Consider the following 18446-nt stretch of genomic DNA (forward strand, 5'->3'; position numbering starts at 1 on the left):
TGCAGACCATGCGCAAGATATCCGAAGAGATGCAGTCGGCTTCCTCAGGCATCGAAGCACTGGGCAAGCAGTCCCTGTTGATCAGCTCCATTGTGCAGACCATCGGCGGCATCGCCCAGCAGACCAATCTGCTGGCACTCAACGCCGCCATCGAGGCCGCGCGTGCCGGTGAGCAGGGCAGGGGCTTTGCCGTGGTCGCGGATGAAGTCCGCCAACTGGCCGGCCGCACCAGCGCCGCAACCGAAGAAATCGTCAGCGTCGTGCAGCAAAACCAGTCGCTGGCCGATGAGGCGGTACGCGGCATGGCCAACAGCCGCACTCAAGCGGAACAGGGTCTTTTGCTGGCCAATGAGGCAGGCGCTGTGATCGTCGAGATTCAGGAGGGGGCCAAACAGGTGGTGGGCGCCGTGGGTCGGTTTGCCAATCAGTTGAAGTAGCGGCTGACGTCACTGGCGGTATTTCAGGTGTTGCAGGGCACGGACGACCGGCAACACCTGATAGCTCTGGCATCATTTTTGGACGGCAGGCAGAATGCCCCGCAGTTGGTCAGTGGTCACCTTCGCACTCAAGTGTTGTGAATCACTGGTTCCACTCTGACAAGGATTGGTTGGATGCTGCTTGCTGTACTTACGGTTCTCAATGCTCTTTGCCTGATCGGTGGCTTGCTGTTCAACGCAGAGTTGTTGAACAAGGCCGGCGCCGATATTCCCCTCAAAAACCTGCAGGCGCTGGAAATATACGGGCAGAGCCTTGCTGCTGTGAGCGTGTGCCTGGCCGCTTGGCGCCTGTGTATCTGGGCCCATGGGAAATGGGGACATCAGCAGCATCTCACGCGCTCCATCCTGCTCAGTACCTTGGTACTGGCCCCGCTGACCTGGTGGGTCCAGGGTGTGGTCCCGGACGCGATTGCTGAAGCGTTTCCAGCCGATCTGCGGGTTTACAGCCTTTACGCCTACGTGACGAAAAAAGGTCTGCTCTACGATTCGGTGCAGATACCCGGCATTCCCTATCAGGAATATCGCGACAAGGGCGAGGGCAAGGCCTTCATCGCCAACCTTGGCGTACTCATGAGTGTTCAGGGCTCGTACGTCGAGCAGATTGGCCACAATTTCCAGGGCTTCGCCCAAACCGTTTTCAAGGGCTATACCCGACGCAATGCCGATAGGCTCTACAGCCGTTTGCAAGCGGAAGTCATCCCGGTCTTTGACGATATCGCCCGAGAGTACGCAAAGGTAGAAGCTTTGCGGCGCTCTGGCGTAGCGGGCAATAAACGCAAGCCGCTTGCCGTCCCGAACGCAGCCCTGCAACAGGATCAGCCGAGCGCTGAAGACTACGCATTGGCGATGCCTTCAGGCCTGCGTAGCCGTCAGGCGATGGCCAACACTGCGCAGGTGCGCGGCATGGCGCGTCAGGTCCTGGGCCCGCTCTACGTAGAGGGAATGGACCTGCTTGCCACGCCCAGTCAGTTCAACACGTACCTCAATGGCATCGCCAGCAACATGGCCAGCGACGTCGCGCGCACTGATGTGCATGGCGCTCAGAGCCTGAGCGTCCTCAAAAACATGTGGTTCGTACCTTGGTCGTTGCTGAGCGGTCTTTTCATGGGAGCACTCAATATCGTCGGGCTGCTGTTGTCGACCGTCGAGCAGCGCGCCTTCATGCAGAAGAGGCTTTTCGCCGTCAGAGCAGCATCGGTGGTCCTGATCGTGGTGGTTCCACTGCTCGCCGGCAACGCAATCATTCAATCGCCAGGCTATCGCACTGCGTTCAAGGACATCGAGGCCGGCCCGACACTTATGGCCGGTATCTTTCATTGGGCAATGTCTGCAGAAGCCATGCTGTACAACTTGACCAGACCTCTGCTCAACGCCGAGTGAAACGTTTCAAAAGGGAGTAAGCCCCGTGCGCAAGAAGCTCGTTGCATCAATTCTGGCGGTAAGCATCGCCACCTCAGTCACCGGATGCGCGCAGATGGGCATCAGCAAGGAACAGGCGGGCACTGTGATCGGCGGTATTGCCGGTCTGGCGGTCGGTGCAACGATGGGCAAGGGCAACGGTCAGATCGCAGCCGCGCTGATCGTTGCAGGCATCGGCGGCTATATCGGTAACCGCATCGGTCAGTTACTCGACGACAGGGATAAGCAGGCACTGGCGTTGCGCACTCAGGAAATTCTGAGTCAGCCCGCAACCCCTGTGGCACAGCCCACTGCCATCTGGCGTTCCGATCACTCCAATGCAAGCGCCCGGATCACGCCAGGCCCGGAGTTCAAGGCGGTCCGGACCATCGATGTCAAACGTACGCCCAACATTCAGGGCGTGCCGTCGATGAAGCTGATCAATCAACCCTATGTCACCCGGTCTACCCTCAACGTGCGCTCTGCACCGAACATGAACGCTGACAAGGTAGGCAGCCTGCCGGGCAATACGCAATTCACTGCCGTGGGCTCTACCGGTGACTGGATTCTGGTAGGGCGCAAGGGCGTGACCGTGGGCTACGTGCACAAGGACTACGTGATGACGCAGTCCGATGCCGACACCAGAAAGAGGCTTGCTGCAGTCAGGTTCGATGATATGAACGTAGCGGCCAGCAAAGAGACTGAAGCATTCGATCTGGGCTCAATCTCTTCCTTGCCCTCCGGCAAAACAGCGGCCGAGACTACTTGTCGACCGCTTTCTGTAAGCCTGGAAGCCAACGGTGGCACCACTGAAAAGCAGGAGAACACATTCTGCAGGCAGGCCAATGATACCTGGGAGTTGATTTGACGCAGGGCCTCTACCGAGCAGTCAGTGCCGAATAGCTGTTCATCAGGTTACGGTAGTTCGGGATCCGCTCGGACAGCAGGTTGCCCAGCCCTTCGATATCGTTGCGCCAGTCACCTTGCAGCTCACAGGCCACCGAGAACCAGTTCATCAACTGCGCACCTGCCTGGGTCATACGCGACCAGGCGGCTTGCTGGACAGTGGTGTTGAAGGTGCCGGAGGCATCGGTGACCACGAAAACTTCAAAGCCTTCAGCCAGTGCCGACAGGGTCGGAAAGGTCACGCACACATCAGTCACGACCCCGGCGATGATCAACTGCTTGCGGCCGGTCGCCTTGATCGCCTTTACAAAATCTTCGTTATCCCAGGCGTTGATCTGGCCCGGACGGGCGATGTATGGCGCATCGGGGAACATGGCCTTGAGTTCCGGCACCAGAGGGCCGTTGGGGCCTTGTTCGAAACTAGTGGTGAGGATCGTCGGCAGTTCGAAGAAGCGGGCCAGGTCAGCCAGGGCCAAGACGTTATTCTTGAACTCGTTCGGCGAGAAGTCCTGTACCAGCGAGATCAGGCCTGTCTGATGATCGATCAGCAGCACGATGGCGTCATCTTTGTTCAGGCGGCTGTAAGGGGCGTTTTTCATGGTCAAGTCCTTTCGTTTGGGTAGGTAAGGTGTGGCGTTCAACGTGGGCTCAGATTAGTAGTTCACCGGAAACGGAAAAAGCGCCTGAAGTGCGTTTTACTGTCTCTTCACAGTGGACAATAACTGTCCCAAGTGCTGCCCTCCCCAAGAATCGCCTACCCAGAAACCGCCCCGGCCTTGCCAGCCTCCACCGCAAAGCGTTTGAGCGTCGACACACTGGCAGCAGGGTCGAGCACATCCGACACCACTTGGAAGCGCGTCAGCATCTGCTGTTCGCTGAGGTCCAACGCCACATAGCCACGCTGGCGGCTGTCAAAGAATTTCACGTGGGGGTTGAGCCCCAGAATGCTGTTGAAGGCGTCGAATGGCGGTCCGCTGGATGTCACCGAGGTGCCGACGAATTCAGTGGCGACGACGGCTGAGTCCGGATTGCCCGCATCGGCGTGCAGGTCGGTGGTCCAGAACGAATGGATATCGCCACCCCAGAACACCGGGTTGCGGGTCTGCTGGCGTTGCAGGGATGCCAGCATGCGCTCGCGGGTCGCCGCGTAGCCGTCCCAGCCGTCGGTCCAGTGGCCCAGCGCCTGTGTTTTGAGATTGCGCTGTTCCAGTGGAGCGACCAGCAAGTCCTGGGCAATGACATTCCATTGTCCAGGTGACTCAGCGAAGCTGCGGTCCAGCCAGGCTTCCTGTTCCCAGCCGAGCATGGTGCGTTTCGGGTCACTCAGATCCGGGCAGTCGCTGGGCGCTACGTAGCCTCGACGGCTGCCGTTGGCCTGGATGCACGCCTGTTCGGAACGATACTGCCGACCGTCGAGCACATGAAAGCGTGCCAGGCGGCCATAATCCAGGTTCCGGTAAATACGCATGTCCGGTCCTTTGGGCAGGCTGCTGGCGCGCAAGGGCATGTGCTCGTAAAACGCCTGATAAGCGGCGGCTCTGCGACGCAGAAAGCTGTCCACCGGAACGTTCGGGTCCTGGGACCACTGCGCGGCGTAGTCATTCTGTACTTCGTGATCATCCCAAGTGGCGACGCTCGGCGCGCAGGCATGCAGCGCTTGCAGGTCCGGGTCGGTCTTGTACTGGGCGTATCGGTTGCGATAGCCCGCCAGGTCCATCGGGTCTGAGGTGGCATGGCGGCGCGGGAACTGTATGTTTGTGGGAGAGACGTTCATTTCATAGATGTAGTCGCCGAGAAAGAACACCATGTCAGGTCGCTCTGCAGCCAGGTGCCTGTAAGCGCTGAAATATCCCGCCTCCCAATGCGAACATGACACGAAGCCGAACCGTGCCGAGACCATGGCGGTTGCCAGAGGCGCAGTGCAGGCCTGACCCACGGCGCTTTGCGCGCCCAGACCTTCGAACTGATACCAATAGGGGCGTCCAGGCTGCAAACCGCCTACTTCAACATGCACCGAATGGGCAAAGCGCGGTTGGGCGGTTACTTGTCCTGTACGTACTACACGAGTCATCGCTGCATCGCTGGCGATTTTCCAGCGCACTTCGACGGGTTTTTTCAGTCCGCCATCGCCCGTGGCTGTCATCACCTGTGGCGCCAGGCGTGTCCAGATCACGAAGCCGTCAGGTAGCGGGTCGCCGGATGCCACGCCCAGCGTGAACGGATAATCGACACCCGCGCTGCGGGCAAACGGGCTGAGGATCGATAACAGCGTGGCACCGGCTACGCCGGTAATGATGCGTCGGCGATCCGGGTTGAAGTCAGTCATTGCGCGGCCTCTGATCGTTCGTACTGCGAGCGCAACAGCCCGAACAGCAACATGTCTTTGAAAACACCGTTCTTCAAAAATGCTTCTTTCATACAGCCTTCATACGACAGTCCGCACTTCTCCAGCACCCTGGCGCTGGCCATGTTGTCGGCAAAGCACTGACCGGCGATGCGGTTGAGGTTCATGACGGTGAAGCCATGCATCAGCAAACCCTGCACCGCCTCGCTGGTGTAGCCCTGCTTTCGGTAATCGGCACCGATCCAGTAACCCAGGTTGCCGCTACGATGCGAGGTCGACAGGCGCAGTGAGACGACCCCGGTCAGTTCCCCGGTTTCCTGGGCATAAACCCCCAGGCTCAATGTTCGTCCGGCGGCGAATTGTTCCGGTGCATCGGCAATGAACGCCTGTGCATGCTCCAGGGTATAGGGCGAGGGGACTGTGGCCGTCATGCTCGCAATCACGGGGTCGTCAGCCAGTCGCGACAAGGCGCTGGCCTGTTCGGCTTGCAACGGGCAGAGCAATAGTCGTGAGGTGCGGATACTGGGCATATCGAGACGCATCCCGGGTTTTCCGTTGAGTTGAATGCTCAAGAGTTGCCGCGTTTCCATGGCGGTTGTGTGACAGCCGCGAGAAACATTTTAGTGCCATCAAAAGTGCTTACAAAGGCCATGTAACAGTCATGTAAACCTAACTGATCGGTCATATTCGGTTGCTAGATTCTCGGCCTCTGACAAGAAGGGCGGACGGTATGAGAACGTGGGACGAACCTAAAAAACGCAAGGCGCACATCGAACTGATCCCGATGATCGACGTGATGATGTTCCTGCTGGTTTTTTTCGTACTGGTCAGCCTGAACGTGATTCCGGCTCTGGGGATGAAAACCCAGTTGCCGAGCGCCAGCAGTTCACAGCAGCTCAAGCCGCAGAACAAATCGATCCTGACCCTGGGCCTCAACGGCGAATTACAGCTTGATGGCAAGGCGACCACAGTCGAGGCTCTGGTGCCTGCCTTGAAGGCGCTGGAAAAGCCCGATACTAAAACCACCATTATCGTCAACAGTGACAAGGGTGTTGAGGTCGCACGTCTGGTCGAGATCATGGACACCTTGCGTCTGGGTGGCTTTACCTCGGTTTCCATTGCCACGCGTAAATCCTGACCATGTATGTCCTGTTTCGTGTACGTCAGTGGCTCGCAGGCCTGCCAGCGCTGGTGGCGCTCATCGTGATTGTGATGGGCGTGCAAACGCGGGCCCTGAAGGTCGAGCCGGTTTACGACGAGTCAGCCGTGGAGCTGGCGTTGATCGAGCCCGAGCCTCCAGCGCCAGAGCCCGTGGTGCCGCCCGAGCCGCTTCCGGTTCAGCCTGAAGAGCCGCCACCGCCGCCGCCCGTGGTGGAAAGCGAAGACGCCGAGCCGGCTCCGCCACCGCCCAAGCCTGCGCCTAAACCTGTCCCCAAGCCCGTGCCCAAGCCCAAGCCGGAACCCAAGCCGCGCCCGGAACCTGTACCCAAGCCAGCCCCGGCGGTAGTAAAGCCCGCCGAGCCGGTCCAGGCCCCCAGTAAGCCTGTGGCCAGCGCTGCCGTCGCGCCGCCTCAGCCACCGGCGCAGCCGAAAGTAGACACGCAGGGCCTCGAAGGCGGCTACCTCAAAGGGCTGCGTAACGATCTGGATGGCTACAAACAGTACCCGACCGGACGCCAGGCCTCACTGGAGCGTCCGAGCGGCGAAGTCGTGGTGTGGTTATTGGTTGATCGCCAGGGGCGAGTGCTGGACTCCGGCATTCAGACCCAGGCGTCCAGCATGCTGCTCAACCGCGCGGCAGCCAACAGTCTGCGACGCATCAAGCAAGTCAAACCGTTTCCCGAACAAGCCTTCGGCGGGCGTAGCGAACAGCGCTTCACCGCCACCTTCAACTACAGCGTGCAATAGCACTGACAAGGAACAGAGTGATGAAGTTTTCCAGAATTCACCTTGCGTTGGTCGCCGCTGGCATGAGCCACGGCATGGCCATGGCTGATTCGAGTGCCAGTGACGTCGGCACCATTGGCGTACAAGGGAAGGCGACGGTTGGCGGTGGCTACATGGTGCAGGAGGAGAGCATCAAGGCGCGCTCCACGGTAACCAGGGAGGCGCTCGACAAGCAGACCGCAACAGGTAACGCGATCGATAAGCTCAAGTACACACCGGGCCTGAATATCTCCAGTGAAGATGCCACCGGCCTGTCGGGGTTTCGCTTTACCATGCGCGGCCTCAACTCCGATCAGGTCGGCATGTCGGTAGACGGTATGCCGATCAACGACTCTGGCAACTATGCACTGTATTCCAACCTGCTGGGCGACCCGGAAAACATCGATCAGATCTTCGTCACCCAGGGCTCTGCCGAAAGTGACGGCCCGCACATCGGTTCCAGCGGCGGCAACATCGGCATTGTGACCATTCGGCCCACCAAGGAAACCGGCGCATTCGTCAAACAAAGTGCAGGCAGCAATGGCACTTACAAGACCTTTGCGCGGCTCAATACCGGCGAAATCAACGGGCTGAGCAACTGGCTATCGATGTCCCACACCGAAGGCCAGAAATGGCGCGGCGACGGTGCCGTGCGCGCTGACAAGGTGGAGTGGAGCAGCTTCTTCGACATGGGCTCGGGCAATACGGCTAACCTGATCCTCAAGTATCACGAGCAGGACAACAACAGCTACAGCCAGCTCACCAAGAGCCAGTTCCAGCAGAACGGGCGCAAGTTTGACCCCTATCCTTCGACTCCTGCGCGGGGTAGCAACGGCAAACTGTCCAGCTACTACGAGCTGGCGCAAAACCCGTTCCAGACCTTCACCGCGGTGCTCAACACCCAATTCAAACTGGCTGACAATCTGTCTCTTTCCGTCATCCCCTATTATTTCTGGGGTAATGGTAGCGGCGTGAACAGTTCTTCCTATGCGCTCAACCGCGGTTCGAACCAGAACGGTGTATTCGACCTGAGCAACTTGCCGACGGCTGCCGCTTATAACGCTGATGGTTCATCGACCACTGGCGTGTATTACCGGCCTTCGCGGACGCAGACCTGGCGTCCGGGGATCACCACCAAACTCAATTGGGATGTCAACGACGAGCACAGCGTGCAAGTCGGCTACTGGTATGAGCGCGCGCGTCAGTTGCAGACTCAGCCTTTCATTCGTCTGAAGAGCAACGGCAAGCCGGAAAGCATCTGGCCAGACTCGGATTACATGGTCGATGCCAACGGCAATGAGATTCAGGGCCGTGATCGCTATACCGTGACGCCTGCACAAAAAGTATGGGCTCAGGACACCTGGTATTTCGCCCCGGACTGGACGCTGGTCGGCGGCCTGGCCTACATGAATGTCGAGCGTGAAGGCAATAACCACGGCAGCCTTACCGAGCGGCCGGAAAAACGTGACCAGACCTACAACAAACTGCTGCCGAACGTAGGCCTCAAGTATCAGCTGGATGAGCGTGACCAGTTGTTCTACAGCCTGTCGCGCAACATGCGCATACCGCAGAACTACGTCCTTTATGACCCAGGCACTGGTTCCATCAACAGCAAGCCGGAGACCAGCTGGAACCACGAACTGGGCTGGCGCTTTACCGAACAGGACATGACGCTGGCCGCCACCCTGTTCTACATGCAGTTCAAGGACCGTCAGGTGTCATCAAGAGACATCAATGGTGACTTTGCCGACATCAATGCCGGTGCAGTCGATAACAGCGGGCTGGAACTGGAGTGGAGCGGCCTGCTGCCGCACCATTTCAATTACTACACCTCGTACACCTACACCCGTGCCAAACAGAAGGATGACCTGACCGTTTTCAATAACGGTGCCGCCATCGAGCTGCCTACCAGCGGCAAGCAGTTTGCCAACGTGCCGAAGAACATGCTGGCCGCCAACATCGGCTACGACGACGGCAGTTATTACGGGACCTTTGGCGCCAAGCTCACCAGCAAGCTGTATGGCGACCTGACCAATGACGAAAGCATTCCGGGGCGCACCATCTTCAATCTGGGCGCGGGCATCTATCTGCCGGTGGACAAGAAAATCGTCAAGGACGCCACCTTGCGTCTGAACGTCGACAACCTGTTCGACAAGGAGTACCTGGACGGCGTGTACACCACCAAAACCAACGCGGGCACTTACAGCGGTTTCCGCGACGGCGACCCGGCGTACATCGTCGGCGTCGAGCGTACCGTTACCGTTTCTCTTGAAGCCAATTTCTAATCTTCATTGACCAGAGGTCTGTGCCATGGACATGAATCAGCTTCACGACATCACCTTTTATGTGATGTACGCCGCCATCGCGGTAGCGATCTTTGTCGCGATCGAACGGGGTATCTACTTTGCTTACGTACGCCGTCAGGCACGGGCGCTGCAAGCGGCACTCAGTGCTTCGGTGCACAGTGAAAAGGACCTGCCGGAGGCGCTGACACGCCGGGCCGGTTTGCCGCTGAACATGGTCCTGCCGGTGCTTGCGCAAAAAAATGCTCAGGGCTCGCGCAGGGATCTGGACGATGTCATCGAAACCCAGTACCTGAGCACTCGCGCGCCGCTGGCCCGCAGCCTCTGGCTGATCGAGACCATCACTACCGCTGCACCTCTGTTGGGGTTGCTGGGCACCATTCTGGGCATCATCGACACGTTCAAGGCTCTGGCCAGTGCCGGGGTGTCCGATCCCGGGCAGATTTCTGCCGGTATCGGCACGGCGCTGTTCGCGACCGGGCTGGGTATTGCCATCGCCTTGTTCTGCGTGGTCTTTCACAACTACTTTCAGGACAGCCTGGAACGCATCAACGATCAACTCAAGATCCTGTTGATCCGCGCTTCCAGCGGTGCACGGGTGCAGGATGAAACCGAGCATTCGGCTGCCCCGGTCCAGCCGAAATACCGCACTGCCTGATCAACCTGCCGGCGTGTGCCTCTGGCATGCGCCTTCCTGCCTGTGTCCGGCGATGAGGCCCGCATGTTCTTTAATCTTCCAGGTCGTAGGGTACTTGCGCGCTCCCGCGCCTTGATCGCAGCGTTACTGCTGACGAGTTCGTTTGCTCAGGCCGACTTCGCTATTCCAGGTTTCGAGCTGGTACACACCGTTCCGCTCGGAACCGACCTGCAGACGCCTGATCTGCGAGCGCCCGGCGAGGTCTGGCGTGAACTGTTCGATGGGGCCCGCAAGGGTATCGATATCGAGCAGTTCTATGTCGCAGACCAGGCCGGCTCAGTGATGGACAAGGTGCTTGAAAGCCTGACAGCAGCGGGGCAGCGCGGGGTGAAAATCCGTTTTCTGCTGGAAGAAAAAGGCCTGAAAATGTCCGATCCGCAGACCCTTGAACGGTTGCGGGCGATCCCTAACCTCACTTTGCGCGTGCTGCCCTACGCCAAGCTCACGGGCAGCGGCATCATTCACGCCAAATTCATCGTCGTGGATGGCCGGCAGGCGTTCATAGGCAGTCAGAATTTCGATTGGCGCTCTCTGGAGCACATCCATGAAACCGGCCTGCGTATTGACGAGCCGAATGTCGTGCGCCAGGCGCAGGCCGTGTTCGATCAGGACTGGCTTGCCCAGGCCGCCATCGCCGAAGGCAAACCGATTCCGGCGCCACACTCGAACAAGAATGCTTTGCCCGCTGGCAACTATCTGGTCGCCAGTCCGCAGCGCTATAACCCGCCCGGCGTACTCGACTCCCAGGCCGAGCTGCCGCGTTTACTGGCGCAAGCCAGCCGCGAGGTTCGCGTCCAGTTACTGGATTACGCGCCCTTGTCCTACGGGCCTGACAAAACCCGGCCTTACTATGCGGTCATCGATAACGCCATCCGCAGCGCCGCCGCTCGTGGCGTTTCGATCAAGCTCATGGTGTCGGACTGGAACACAGGCATGCCCGAAGTTGCCTATTTGAAGAGTCTGGCCCTGGTGCCCAACGTGCAGGTGCGCATCGTCACACTGCCCGTAGCCGCCGAGGGGTTCATCCCGTATGCACGCGTGATCCATAGCAAGACCATGGACATTGATGATCAGGTCGCATGGGTTGGCACCAGCAACTGGCTCGGCGGTTATCTCGACAACTCGCGCAACCTGGAAGTGGTGATGCACGACAGCACAATGGCCAAGCGCATCGGCGCTCTGCATGAGCAGCTATGGGATGGGCCGTATGCCAAACCAATCGACATCAACCGCGACTATCCGGAACCGCATCCGGGCCGGCCTTGACAGTAAACAGACGGGCAGCCGGAAGGGCGACGCCGGGCGTTAAGCATGGCGGGTTGTATCGACAATCAGAATGCGTCTGGGGCCGGACGGAACAGGTCTGGCGAGGAGCGCTATGCCCGGCTCTGCTGATGAATGAAGCTCCCCACTAGGCCCCTCTGCCCGCTTCAGCCACAATGACGCCTTTTACCCTCCAGCCTGCTGTGGGCTGTAAAAGGATTGCTGCTGATGATGCTCTCTTTCAAGCCATGGTTTCGGGGGCTGGCGCTGGCTTTGCCGCTGGCTGCCCTGCTGACCGCATGTGACAAGTCCGATAAGCCGGTGACGCCGCCTGCGCCGCCGCACACCACTTATAGCCAGGCTGGTTGGGACGCGCTGCCAGCCGTGTCGGACGCCGACTTGCAAGCCGGGTTTGCCTCATGGCGCAGTGCGTGTGTTCGTCTGAAGGCTGATGCCGTGTGGGGACCGACCTGTACGGCGGCGGGCAGCCTTGTGGCGGCTCCGGATGCGGCGCAGATCCGCACGTTTTTGCAGAGTCAGTTGCAGGTCTACAGCCTGCGCGCTGACGGCGGCAGTGCCGATGGCCTGATCACCGGTTATTACGAGCCTGTCTACCCCGGCAGCCTGACTCAGACCGCCACGGCTAACGTGCCGGTTTACGGTATTCCGGATGATCTGATTGTGGTCAATCTGGACAGCATTTATCCCGAACTCAAGGGCAAGCGCCTGCGCGGTCGGCTCGAAGGGCGGGTGCTCAAGCCTTACGACGATGCCGCGACGATCAACGCGCAGGGGTTGAATGCGCCGGTGATTGCCTGGCTGACCGACCCGATGGATGTGCAGTTCCTGCAGATTCAGGGCTCCGGGCGCGTGAGCCTGGAGGATGGCTCGCAGCTGCGTCTGGGCTATGCCGATCAGAACGGCCGCCCGTATCGCGCGATTGGTCGCTGGCTGGTGGAGCAGGGCCAGTTGAAGAAGGAAGACGTGACCATGGGCAGCATCGCAGCCTGGGCCAAAGCGCATCCGGAACGGGTCAGCGAGTTGCTGGCCAGCAACCCCAGCTATGTGTTTTTTGCCCGTAACCCCGACAGCAATGAAGGCCCGCGCGGCTCGCTCAACGTGCCGCTGACACCAGGCTACAGCGTAGCCATTGATCGCAAGGTGATTCCTCTGGGCAGTCTGCTCTGGCTCTCTACCACGCGGCCGGATGGCAGCAGCGTGGTGCGCCCGGTTGCTGCGCAGGACACGGGCGGTGCGATTGCCGGTGAAGTCCGCGCTGATCTGTTCTGGGGCACTGGCGATGAGGCCGGGAAGCTGGCAGGTGACATGAAACAGAAAGGCAATATCTGGTTGCTGTGGCCCAAGGGTATGCCACTGCCTCAGTCCACTGAAACAGCTCCTGCAACAACCCCGGCTCCTGCCAGTCACTGACATCCTATCACCTCGATAGCTACCGTCCTGCTCAATGGATAGGTAGCTATCCATTGAGCACCCCCGTTTTCCTTCCAAACGCATTTGAAACAGCCTAATGCACGTTTTTCAGAAACAGAAATATATACAGAAAAGAAAACTTAACGTTCATATATAAATCAGGGAAGAAATACATCGGATTATCGGGGCACAATAATATTGCGCGTTGGTATTGAGGCTTTTACACTGTCCTACTTCGACACCCGGCATTCCGCCAGACGCCATCCAACCTGCTCATATGTGAAATCCCCGAGCGGAATCGGGGGATCGACAAGTCAGATGTAACTGTAAAATAGACGTCGGGCATACGCTATTCGAGGCACTGTTACGATATCAAGCTCCAGATGGAAGAGCGCCCGGTCGACGTCGGGCGCTCTTTAGAGGTGGTGATGTTTATTAAAAAGTATATTTTTTCTCAGCGATGAAAGCGGGCTCTTTCCAGTTAGGTCCTTTAGCCGTGCGACCATTTTCATCTAAAGCCAGAATGCCTTCACGGAAAAGTCTGGTATGAGTGCCCCAGAGTTCACCGGACTGGAGAGCTTCAAATTTATAAGCGGTGTAGAGTCTGTCTATTCGTGGTTGGGATGAATTTAGAGCAAGGACCGCCAATACATCTGCCACGGTTTCGTTAATGATAATGTCTTTGATGTTAGTCATTTTATAGGCCTCTCAATGCGTCAGCATGATCTTGTCTGTCACCAGCCGATTGAGCCGCTTCGGTGTAAAGAAAATCACGGTTTTCGTTAATTCTGTAATCCTCAAGGGCTGCCGTATGAGCGTTATTCCATACGTTACCTTGCACGCCATCAGCCACCCCCAGTGCCCTGTAACGTTCTAATTCCCTGAGCTCGTGGGTGTAAAATCTTTTATCAGTATCCGTCACGACTAACTCGCCCCGCAAAATTTTCTCCAGACGATCAATCATTATAGTATTTGCATCTGATGCTCCGAATCGGCCTGTGTGCAGCTTAACGAGATCAATGCCGTCCTGAGTGACTGAGGCGGTTGTCCAGTCGAGTTTTTGGGTGGGGCCGCCCGCTTTTTCAGGATCGTACATTCGACCGCTATGCTCCCCTCTGGTCGTTGCTCCGTCATAGGGGCTGTTGAACACCACATAAATAGGTGGTAAACCCGAATGTACCGGGTAAACGTAAATGGCGTCCCGAATGTCCAGCTGGATGGTTGCGGGTAAAGGTTCGGCTTTCACCTCGATAGGTTCCAGCGTAATTCCAGTGTATGCCGGATTTTCTAACGGTTGCGCCACTGTCGTCGTTGAGCTGTTTCCTGGTGCAGCGATTGGGAGCGTCAAGGTGATGGGCGGGGTGTTCGAAGTGGTAAATGTGTAGGCGTTGGCCACTGGGTCCAGTGTCAGAGCCCTCACAGGCACCCTAGGAGAAAATCCGCCTTCGGCTTGTGTTGCCACGACTGAATACTTCGACCGATCGCCGTAAATTCTATAGGGCATATCGATCGTTCCACCTGTTGCCGCCACGTCATTCAAGGCGTCGGGCAGATCAGGCATAAGAACCCTGGCCGGAAGGTCTAGCATTCTTCCCGGTAACTCTCCATTGCCAAGCGAAGGAGAGTACAGCAACGTGCCGATGCCTACGGCTGTGGTAGCGCTGACAGCCGTGCCTGCGAGAGCCGTTAATATTTCGATAGCGGCTTGAATGGTAGCGTCCAGAAAGAGGCCGGATCCTGCTGTAACGGAAATGACTCCTGCAACTGCACCCAACTGCGGTGTAGCAGCTTCCTGGAGCTTGAGCGTCTTGCCCGCTTCTAGCGCTTGAGCTTCTGCCGTCACGCGCGCGTGCTCGTCAGCGTCACGCTGGACCTGCGCCTCTGCCTCCGCCTCCATACGAGCTTGTTCAGCGGTTTCGGCAGCAAGTCGAGCGTGCTCTGCAGCTTCAACGGCCAGCCTCGTCGACTCGGTTTCTGCCGCGATACGTGCGTCCTCCCTGGCCTGCGCTGCAGCAATAGTATGGCTCAGTGATACAGACCTCTCTGTGAGAATCCTGATTTTCTCTTCAAGAATTTTTGCTCTGTAGGCTGCCGTAACTGAGGCTTCCCAGCTTTTATAAACGTCAAGGGGAGAGCCCAGGTCTCTTCTTGTTTGAAAGATATTTAAAAAATCCACAGCGTTTTTTTTAATATCTACCGCCAATGCATGCCTGCCAAAGAACGCATGAGCGCCTTCGTTGCTTTTGGCTAACTCAGCAGCGCGCTGTGAAATCAGGCTGTCCACCACGTTTTTTTCAATCGTAGACTTTTCTAACTCAGAGAAGGGGTAATCTCCTACGCCGGCAGAAATTTCCGCGTCAACGTCAGCCGGAAGGAGGGGCAAAAAATCTCTGTAAGACTGATCGATATTTCGCTGTGTTGAAGAGGCCGTCACGATAATGGATATCGTGTACTGCTCGTTTCTTATACCCCTTTTATTGAAGAATGCATCCATCTCATGGTTTGCAGGAATAGTGCCGTCCCATCGCAGCGGTCTGGCGATTACTCCGGCTCCCGATAGGGGGCCTAATGGCCTGGGCAACGGCTGGCCAGGTGTTATGATGGTGGGTGGAAGAGTAATGACGTTTTGCGGCATGTGCTTATCCTTAAGGTTTAAATCGCCTAATAATGTCTCCTTGATATTAGGTGTATTGATAATCACTAAGTGCGGTACATAGATATAGTCAATCTTTTTTGTTCAGGCTTTCAGGCATGCGATTGAAACGCGTGCTGGTGTAGGACTGGTCAGCGGCCGCACGTAGTGTTGCCGGTTTTATAATCCATCGCAGTGTTCAGGCGTTACATCAGGTGCTGAATGCATTGGTCGCGGCGTATATTGCTTTGAACCCATGGAGCAGCAAGAGCCTCCCATAGCCGAGCTAACCGTGCAGCCAACTCACCCCAAACGCGGATCAACCACAAACTCCAGCTCCCTGGCCGTTGCCACAACGGCCAGGAATTCCGGGTGCTGGACGTTGAGCAGGTAGTTGGACTCACGCGGAATGATCACGCTGGGCACCGCCAGCGCCAGGCTTTGACCCGAGGCAAGCCAGTCGTCGCCGAACGAGGCGGTTGCCGGTGGTGCGGGCTCTTCGCGCCAGTCGGGGGGCAGGGTGTCCGGCCGTGCATTGAGGATGTGCTCTTCGCCAATCTGCAGCTCAAGCATCGCGTAATGCCGGGCCACGCCAGCGTTGCCCAGGTGCACCAGCACTTCCAGCAGCGCCAGCGATTCGCTGCCTGCGCAGTACACACAGGCGTTGCCTTTGCTGTTCCAGCGTCCGCCATAGAGCTTGGCGCCTTCACCGTCGAACGCCTGAGCCAGCCATTTGCGCTTTACCAGTCGATAGACTGCAATCACGCCACGACACCGTGTTCCAGCCGACCGATCAGGTCGAGCACTGCCTGCGCCTCGGCTGAGGTAGCGAGCATTTCCAGCGGCCTGCGATTACCCAGCCCATAGACCGGGTTGGCCAGCCACAGGCGGGTCGCTTCGGCATCGTCTTCGAACAGGTCCAGCGCCGCTTTGTAAACCGCTGCCAGGCGGAACAGCCGATCGCTTTCCTCGGCATTGAAGCGGCGCACCTTGAGGCGTCGCTGCAAGGTGGCGGGAGCGATGCCCAAGTGCTCGGCCAGGGTCGAGCGGTTCAGGTCGGTGTAATGCGCCAGACGTTCGAAGACTTCATACGGCAAACCGTCGTGCAGCGCCGAGTACAGCCGCGTGCCACGGGCCGGAATACCCAGATGCTGCCAGAAATCGTCCTGCCGGGGCAGGGCCGGATGGTAGTCGCTTATAGGCAGAGACATGGACACACCTGTCTATCGAGTGATTACTATTAAATCTATCACTTGATAATAGGCTGGTTTGGGTGGTCGCGGTAGTGATTTGCAGCAACAGAAAGCGACTTAAATTACAGAAACTGCAAACATCGCCGACTTAAGGCTATAGGTTTAGTTTGAATGTTGCTGATCGAGCGTTATAGGCTCAGTGTCAGTCGATTTCGATAGTGCTGTCGAACGTATACGTGCTGTCCGCCGTTGTCAGCCTGATTTTTTTGCAGTGAGAACCACACGATGTCCACGCTTGCACTATTGATATGCGATGACTCGAACATGGCGCGAAAGCAGCTGTTGCGCGCCCTGCCTGCTGATTGGGATGTATCGGTAACGCTCGCTACCCAGGGGCAGGAAGGTCTTGAGGCCATCCGTAAAGGCCAGGGCCAGGTGGTGCTGCTCGACCTGACCATGCCGGTGATGGACGGTTACCAGACCTTGACGGCGATTCGTGCCGAAAACCTCGACACCAAAGTCATTGTGGTGTCGGGCGACGTGCAGGACGAAGCGGTGCGCCGGGTCATGGAGCTGGGCGCGCTGGCGTTTCTGAAGAAACCTGCCGACCCGGACGAACTCAAGAGCACGCTGGAACGCCTGGGCCTGCTGGGCAAGCCGGCGGCGTCACCTGTTGCGCTGCCGGCCCTCAACAATAAGGGCGGGGTGATCAGCTTTCAGGATGCCTTCCGCGAAACCATCAACGTTGCCATGGGCCGCGCTGCGGCGTTGCTGGCCAAGGTGCTGGGCGTGTTCGTGCAGTTGCCGGTGCCCAACGTCAACATGCTCGAAGTCGGCGAATTGCACATGGCACTGGCCGATGCCCATGCTGATCAGCGTCTGACGGCGGTGTGTCAGGGCTACATCGGTGGCGGCATTGCAGGTGAAGCGCTGCTGATTTTCCATGACTCGGAAATATCCGGCATGTCGAAACTGATGGGCGACGATAACTCCGACAGCTCCAACATGGAGATGCTTCTGGACCTGTCCACGATCCTGATCGGTGCCTGCCTGAGCGGTATTGCCGAGCAGATCGACATCGCGTTTTCGCAAGGCCATCCGCAGTTGCTGGGCGCGCAGGGTGGCATCGACGAGCTTATCCGCATCAATCAGCAACGCTGGAAAAAGACCCTGGCGGTTGAAATCAGTTACAGCGTGGAAGGCCACAACATTCATTTCGATCTGTTGATGCTGTTCACCGAAGATTCGGTCGAGCTGCTTACCAAAAAACTCGCCTACATGATGAGCTGACCCATGAGCAACGCTATCGAAATCAACGAGCTTCATTGGTTGCTGGCCGTCACGCAGAACATTGACGTAGGCATTGTGGTGCTGGACCTGAACTACCGGGTGACGGTCTGGAATACCTTCATGGAAAACCGCTCCGGTGTGGTGCCCTATGTGGCCATCGACAAGACCTTCTTCGAGTTGTTTCCGGAGGTTAACCGCCAATGGCTGAGCAAGAAAATCGATAACGTCGTGACCCTTGGCACACCGGCGTTCACCATCTGGGAACAGCGGCCGTATCTGGTGCGCTTCAAGAATTACCAGCCGATCACCGGGCACGAAGAGTTCATGTACCAGAACACCACGCTGTTTCCGCTGCGTTCAACCACCGGAGCGATCAGCCATGTGTGCCTGGTGATCTATGACGTCACCGACGTGGCAGCCAACCGCAATCAATTGCAGGCAGCCAATGACAAGCTGCAGCAACTGTCGGGTGCTGAACAAAAGTAAACGGCTGTCTGGCTCGTCGGGGCAGCAAAACCGCACTGCGGGCTTGATCCCGCTCGTGCTAGGATCGCGATTTTTCCGCT

The 18446-nt window shown here is 57.9% G+C and carries 17 protein-coding genes and 1 pseudogene; 11 read left to right on the forward strand and 7 right to left on the reverse strand.

The genetic code is table 11. The annotated features are described in order from the left end of the window. Positions 1-2: 2 nt before the first annotated feature. The 3 genes and pseudogenes from KP808_RS26070 to KP808_RS04310 all read left to right on the forward strand — a co-directional run. A pseudogene (locus KP808_RS26070) lies at positions 3-437 on the forward strand (methyl-accepting chemotaxis protein); the annotation flags it as partial. Positions 438-611: 174 nt separating this feature from the next. Next, positions 612-1877 (forward strand): hypothetical protein, encoded by a 1266-nt coding sequence (locus KP808_RS04305; protein WP_230017507.1) that lies wholly within the window; start codon positions 612-614, stop codon positions 1875-1877. Between the two features lie 25 nt (positions 1878-1902). Then, entirely contained in the window at positions 1903-2763 is an 861-nt protein-coding gene (locus tag KP808_RS04310; protein ID WP_230017508.1) for an SH3 domain-containing protein, read from the forward strand. 10 nt (positions 2764-2773) lie between these two features. Here the strand turns inward: KP808_RS04310 and ycaC are convergent, their stop codons facing one another. The 3 genes from ycaC to KP808_RS04325 all read right to left on the reverse strand — a co-directional run bounded on the left by ycaC (position 2774) and on the right by KP808_RS04325 (position 5687). Next, on the reverse strand, positions 2774-3400 hold the full coding sequence (ycaC, locus tag KP808_RS04315; RefSeq protein WP_005746486.1) for an isochorismate family cysteine hydrolase YcaC: 627 nt from the start codon (positions 3398-3400) through the stop codon (positions 2774-2776). A gap of 155 nt (positions 3401-3555) precedes the next feature. Beyond that, the gene (locus KP808_RS04320) at positions 3556-5127 is read right to left on the reverse strand and encodes an alkaline phosphatase D family protein (RefSeq protein ID WP_230017509.1); all 1572 of its coding nucleotides are present in this window, start codon (positions 5125-5127) and stop codon (positions 3556-3558) included. Then, a complete protein-coding gene (locus KP808_RS04325; RefSeq protein WP_230017510.1) occupies positions 5124-5687 on the reverse strand; it encodes a GNAT family N-acetyltransferase in 564 nt (187 codons plus the stop codon). Before KP808_RS04325 ends, KP808_RS04320 begins: the two co-directional genes overlap by 4 nt. A gap of 188 nt (positions 5688-5875) precedes the next feature. Here KP808_RS04325 and KP808_RS04330 point away from each other — a divergent pair, with 188 nt between their 5' ends. The 6 genes from KP808_RS04330 (at position 5876) to mltA (ending at position 12765) form a co-directional block, all read left to right on the forward strand. Beyond that, entirely contained in the window at positions 5876-6283 is a 408-nt protein-coding gene (locus tag KP808_RS04330) for an ExbD/TolR family protein (RefSeq protein ID WP_002552107.1), read from the forward strand. A gap of 2 nt (positions 6284-6285) precedes the next feature. After that, complete coding sequence (locus KP808_RS04335) at positions 6286-7053, forward strand: energy transducer TonB family protein (protein WP_230017511.1); 768 nt, start codon at positions 6286-6288, stop codon at positions 7051-7053. A gap of 20 nt (positions 7054-7073) precedes the next feature. Continuing rightward, complete coding sequence (locus KP808_RS04340) at positions 7074-9356, forward strand: TonB-dependent receptor (protein WP_230017512.1); 2283 nt, start codon at positions 7074-7076, stop codon at positions 9354-9356. Between the two features lie 25 nt (positions 9357-9381). Beyond that, a complete protein-coding gene (locus KP808_RS04345) occupies positions 9382-10032 on the forward strand; it encodes a MotA/TolQ/ExbB proton channel family protein (RefSeq protein WP_057430520.1) in 651 nt (216 codons plus the stop codon). Positions 10033-10095: 63 nt separating this feature from the next. Further along, a complete protein-coding gene (locus KP808_RS04350; RefSeq protein ID WP_230017513.1) occupies positions 10096-11337 on the forward strand; it encodes a phospholipase D-like domain-containing protein in 1242 nt (413 codons plus the stop codon). A 225-nt stretch (positions 11338-11562) separates the two neighbouring features. Next, positions 11563-12765 carry a murein transglycosylase A gene (gene mltA / locus KP808_RS04355; protein ID WP_230017514.1) on the forward strand — a complete coding sequence of 401 codons (1203 nt, stop codon included), beginning with the start codon at positions 11563-11565 and terminating at the stop codon, positions 12763-12765. A 435-nt stretch (positions 12766-13200) separates the two neighbouring features. Here mltA and KP808_RS04360 read toward each other — a convergent pair whose 3' ends face one another. The 4 genes from KP808_RS04360 to KP808_RS04375 all read right to left on the reverse strand — a co-directional run bounded on the left by KP808_RS04360 (position 13201) and on the right by KP808_RS04375 (position 16608). Beyond that, the gene (locus tag KP808_RS04360; protein ID WP_230017515.1) at positions 13201-13461 is read right to left on the reverse strand and encodes an immunity protein; all 261 of its coding nucleotides are present in this window, start codon (positions 13459-13461) and stop codon (positions 13201-13203) included. Position 13462: 1 nt separating this feature from the next. Further along, positions 13463-15400, reverse strand: a complete 1938-nt coding sequence (locus tag KP808_RS04365; protein WP_230018801.1) for an S-type pyocin domain-containing protein — start codon at positions 15398-15400, stop codon at positions 13463-13465. Positions 15401-15700: 300 nt separating this feature from the next. Then, entirely contained in the window at positions 15701-16162 is a 462-nt protein-coding gene (locus tag KP808_RS04370; RefSeq protein WP_004655447.1) for an RES family NAD+ phosphorylase, read from the reverse strand. Beyond that, the gene (locus KP808_RS04375) at positions 16159-16608 is read right to left on the reverse strand and encodes a DUF2384 domain-containing protein (RefSeq protein ID WP_004663867.1); all 450 of its coding nucleotides are present in this window, start codon (positions 16606-16608) and stop codon (positions 16159-16161) included. The genes KP808_RS04370 and KP808_RS04375 overlap by 4 nt, the downstream gene beginning before the upstream one ends. Before the next feature lie 267 nt (positions 16609-16875). On the opposite strand from KP808_RS04375, the gene KP808_RS04380 reads away from it, so the two are divergent. Beyond that, positions 16876-17880 carry a response regulator gene (locus tag KP808_RS04380; RefSeq protein ID WP_122281282.1) on the forward strand — a complete coding sequence of 335 codons (1005 nt, stop codon included), beginning with the start codon at positions 16876-16878 and terminating at the stop codon, positions 17878-17880. A 3-nt stretch (positions 17881-17883) separates the two neighbouring features. After that, complete coding sequence (locus tag KP808_RS04385) at positions 17884-18366, forward strand: PAS domain-containing protein (RefSeq protein WP_002556144.1); 483 nt, start codon at positions 17884-17886, stop codon at positions 18364-18366. Positions 18367-18446: the final 80 nt, after the last annotated feature.

Origin of the sequence: Pseudomonas savastanoi, from assembly GCF_020917325.1 — a bacterium.
Classification (GTDB): Bacteria; Pseudomonadota; Gammaproteobacteria; order Pseudomonadales; family Pseudomonadaceae; genus Aquipseudomonas; species Aquipseudomonas amygdali.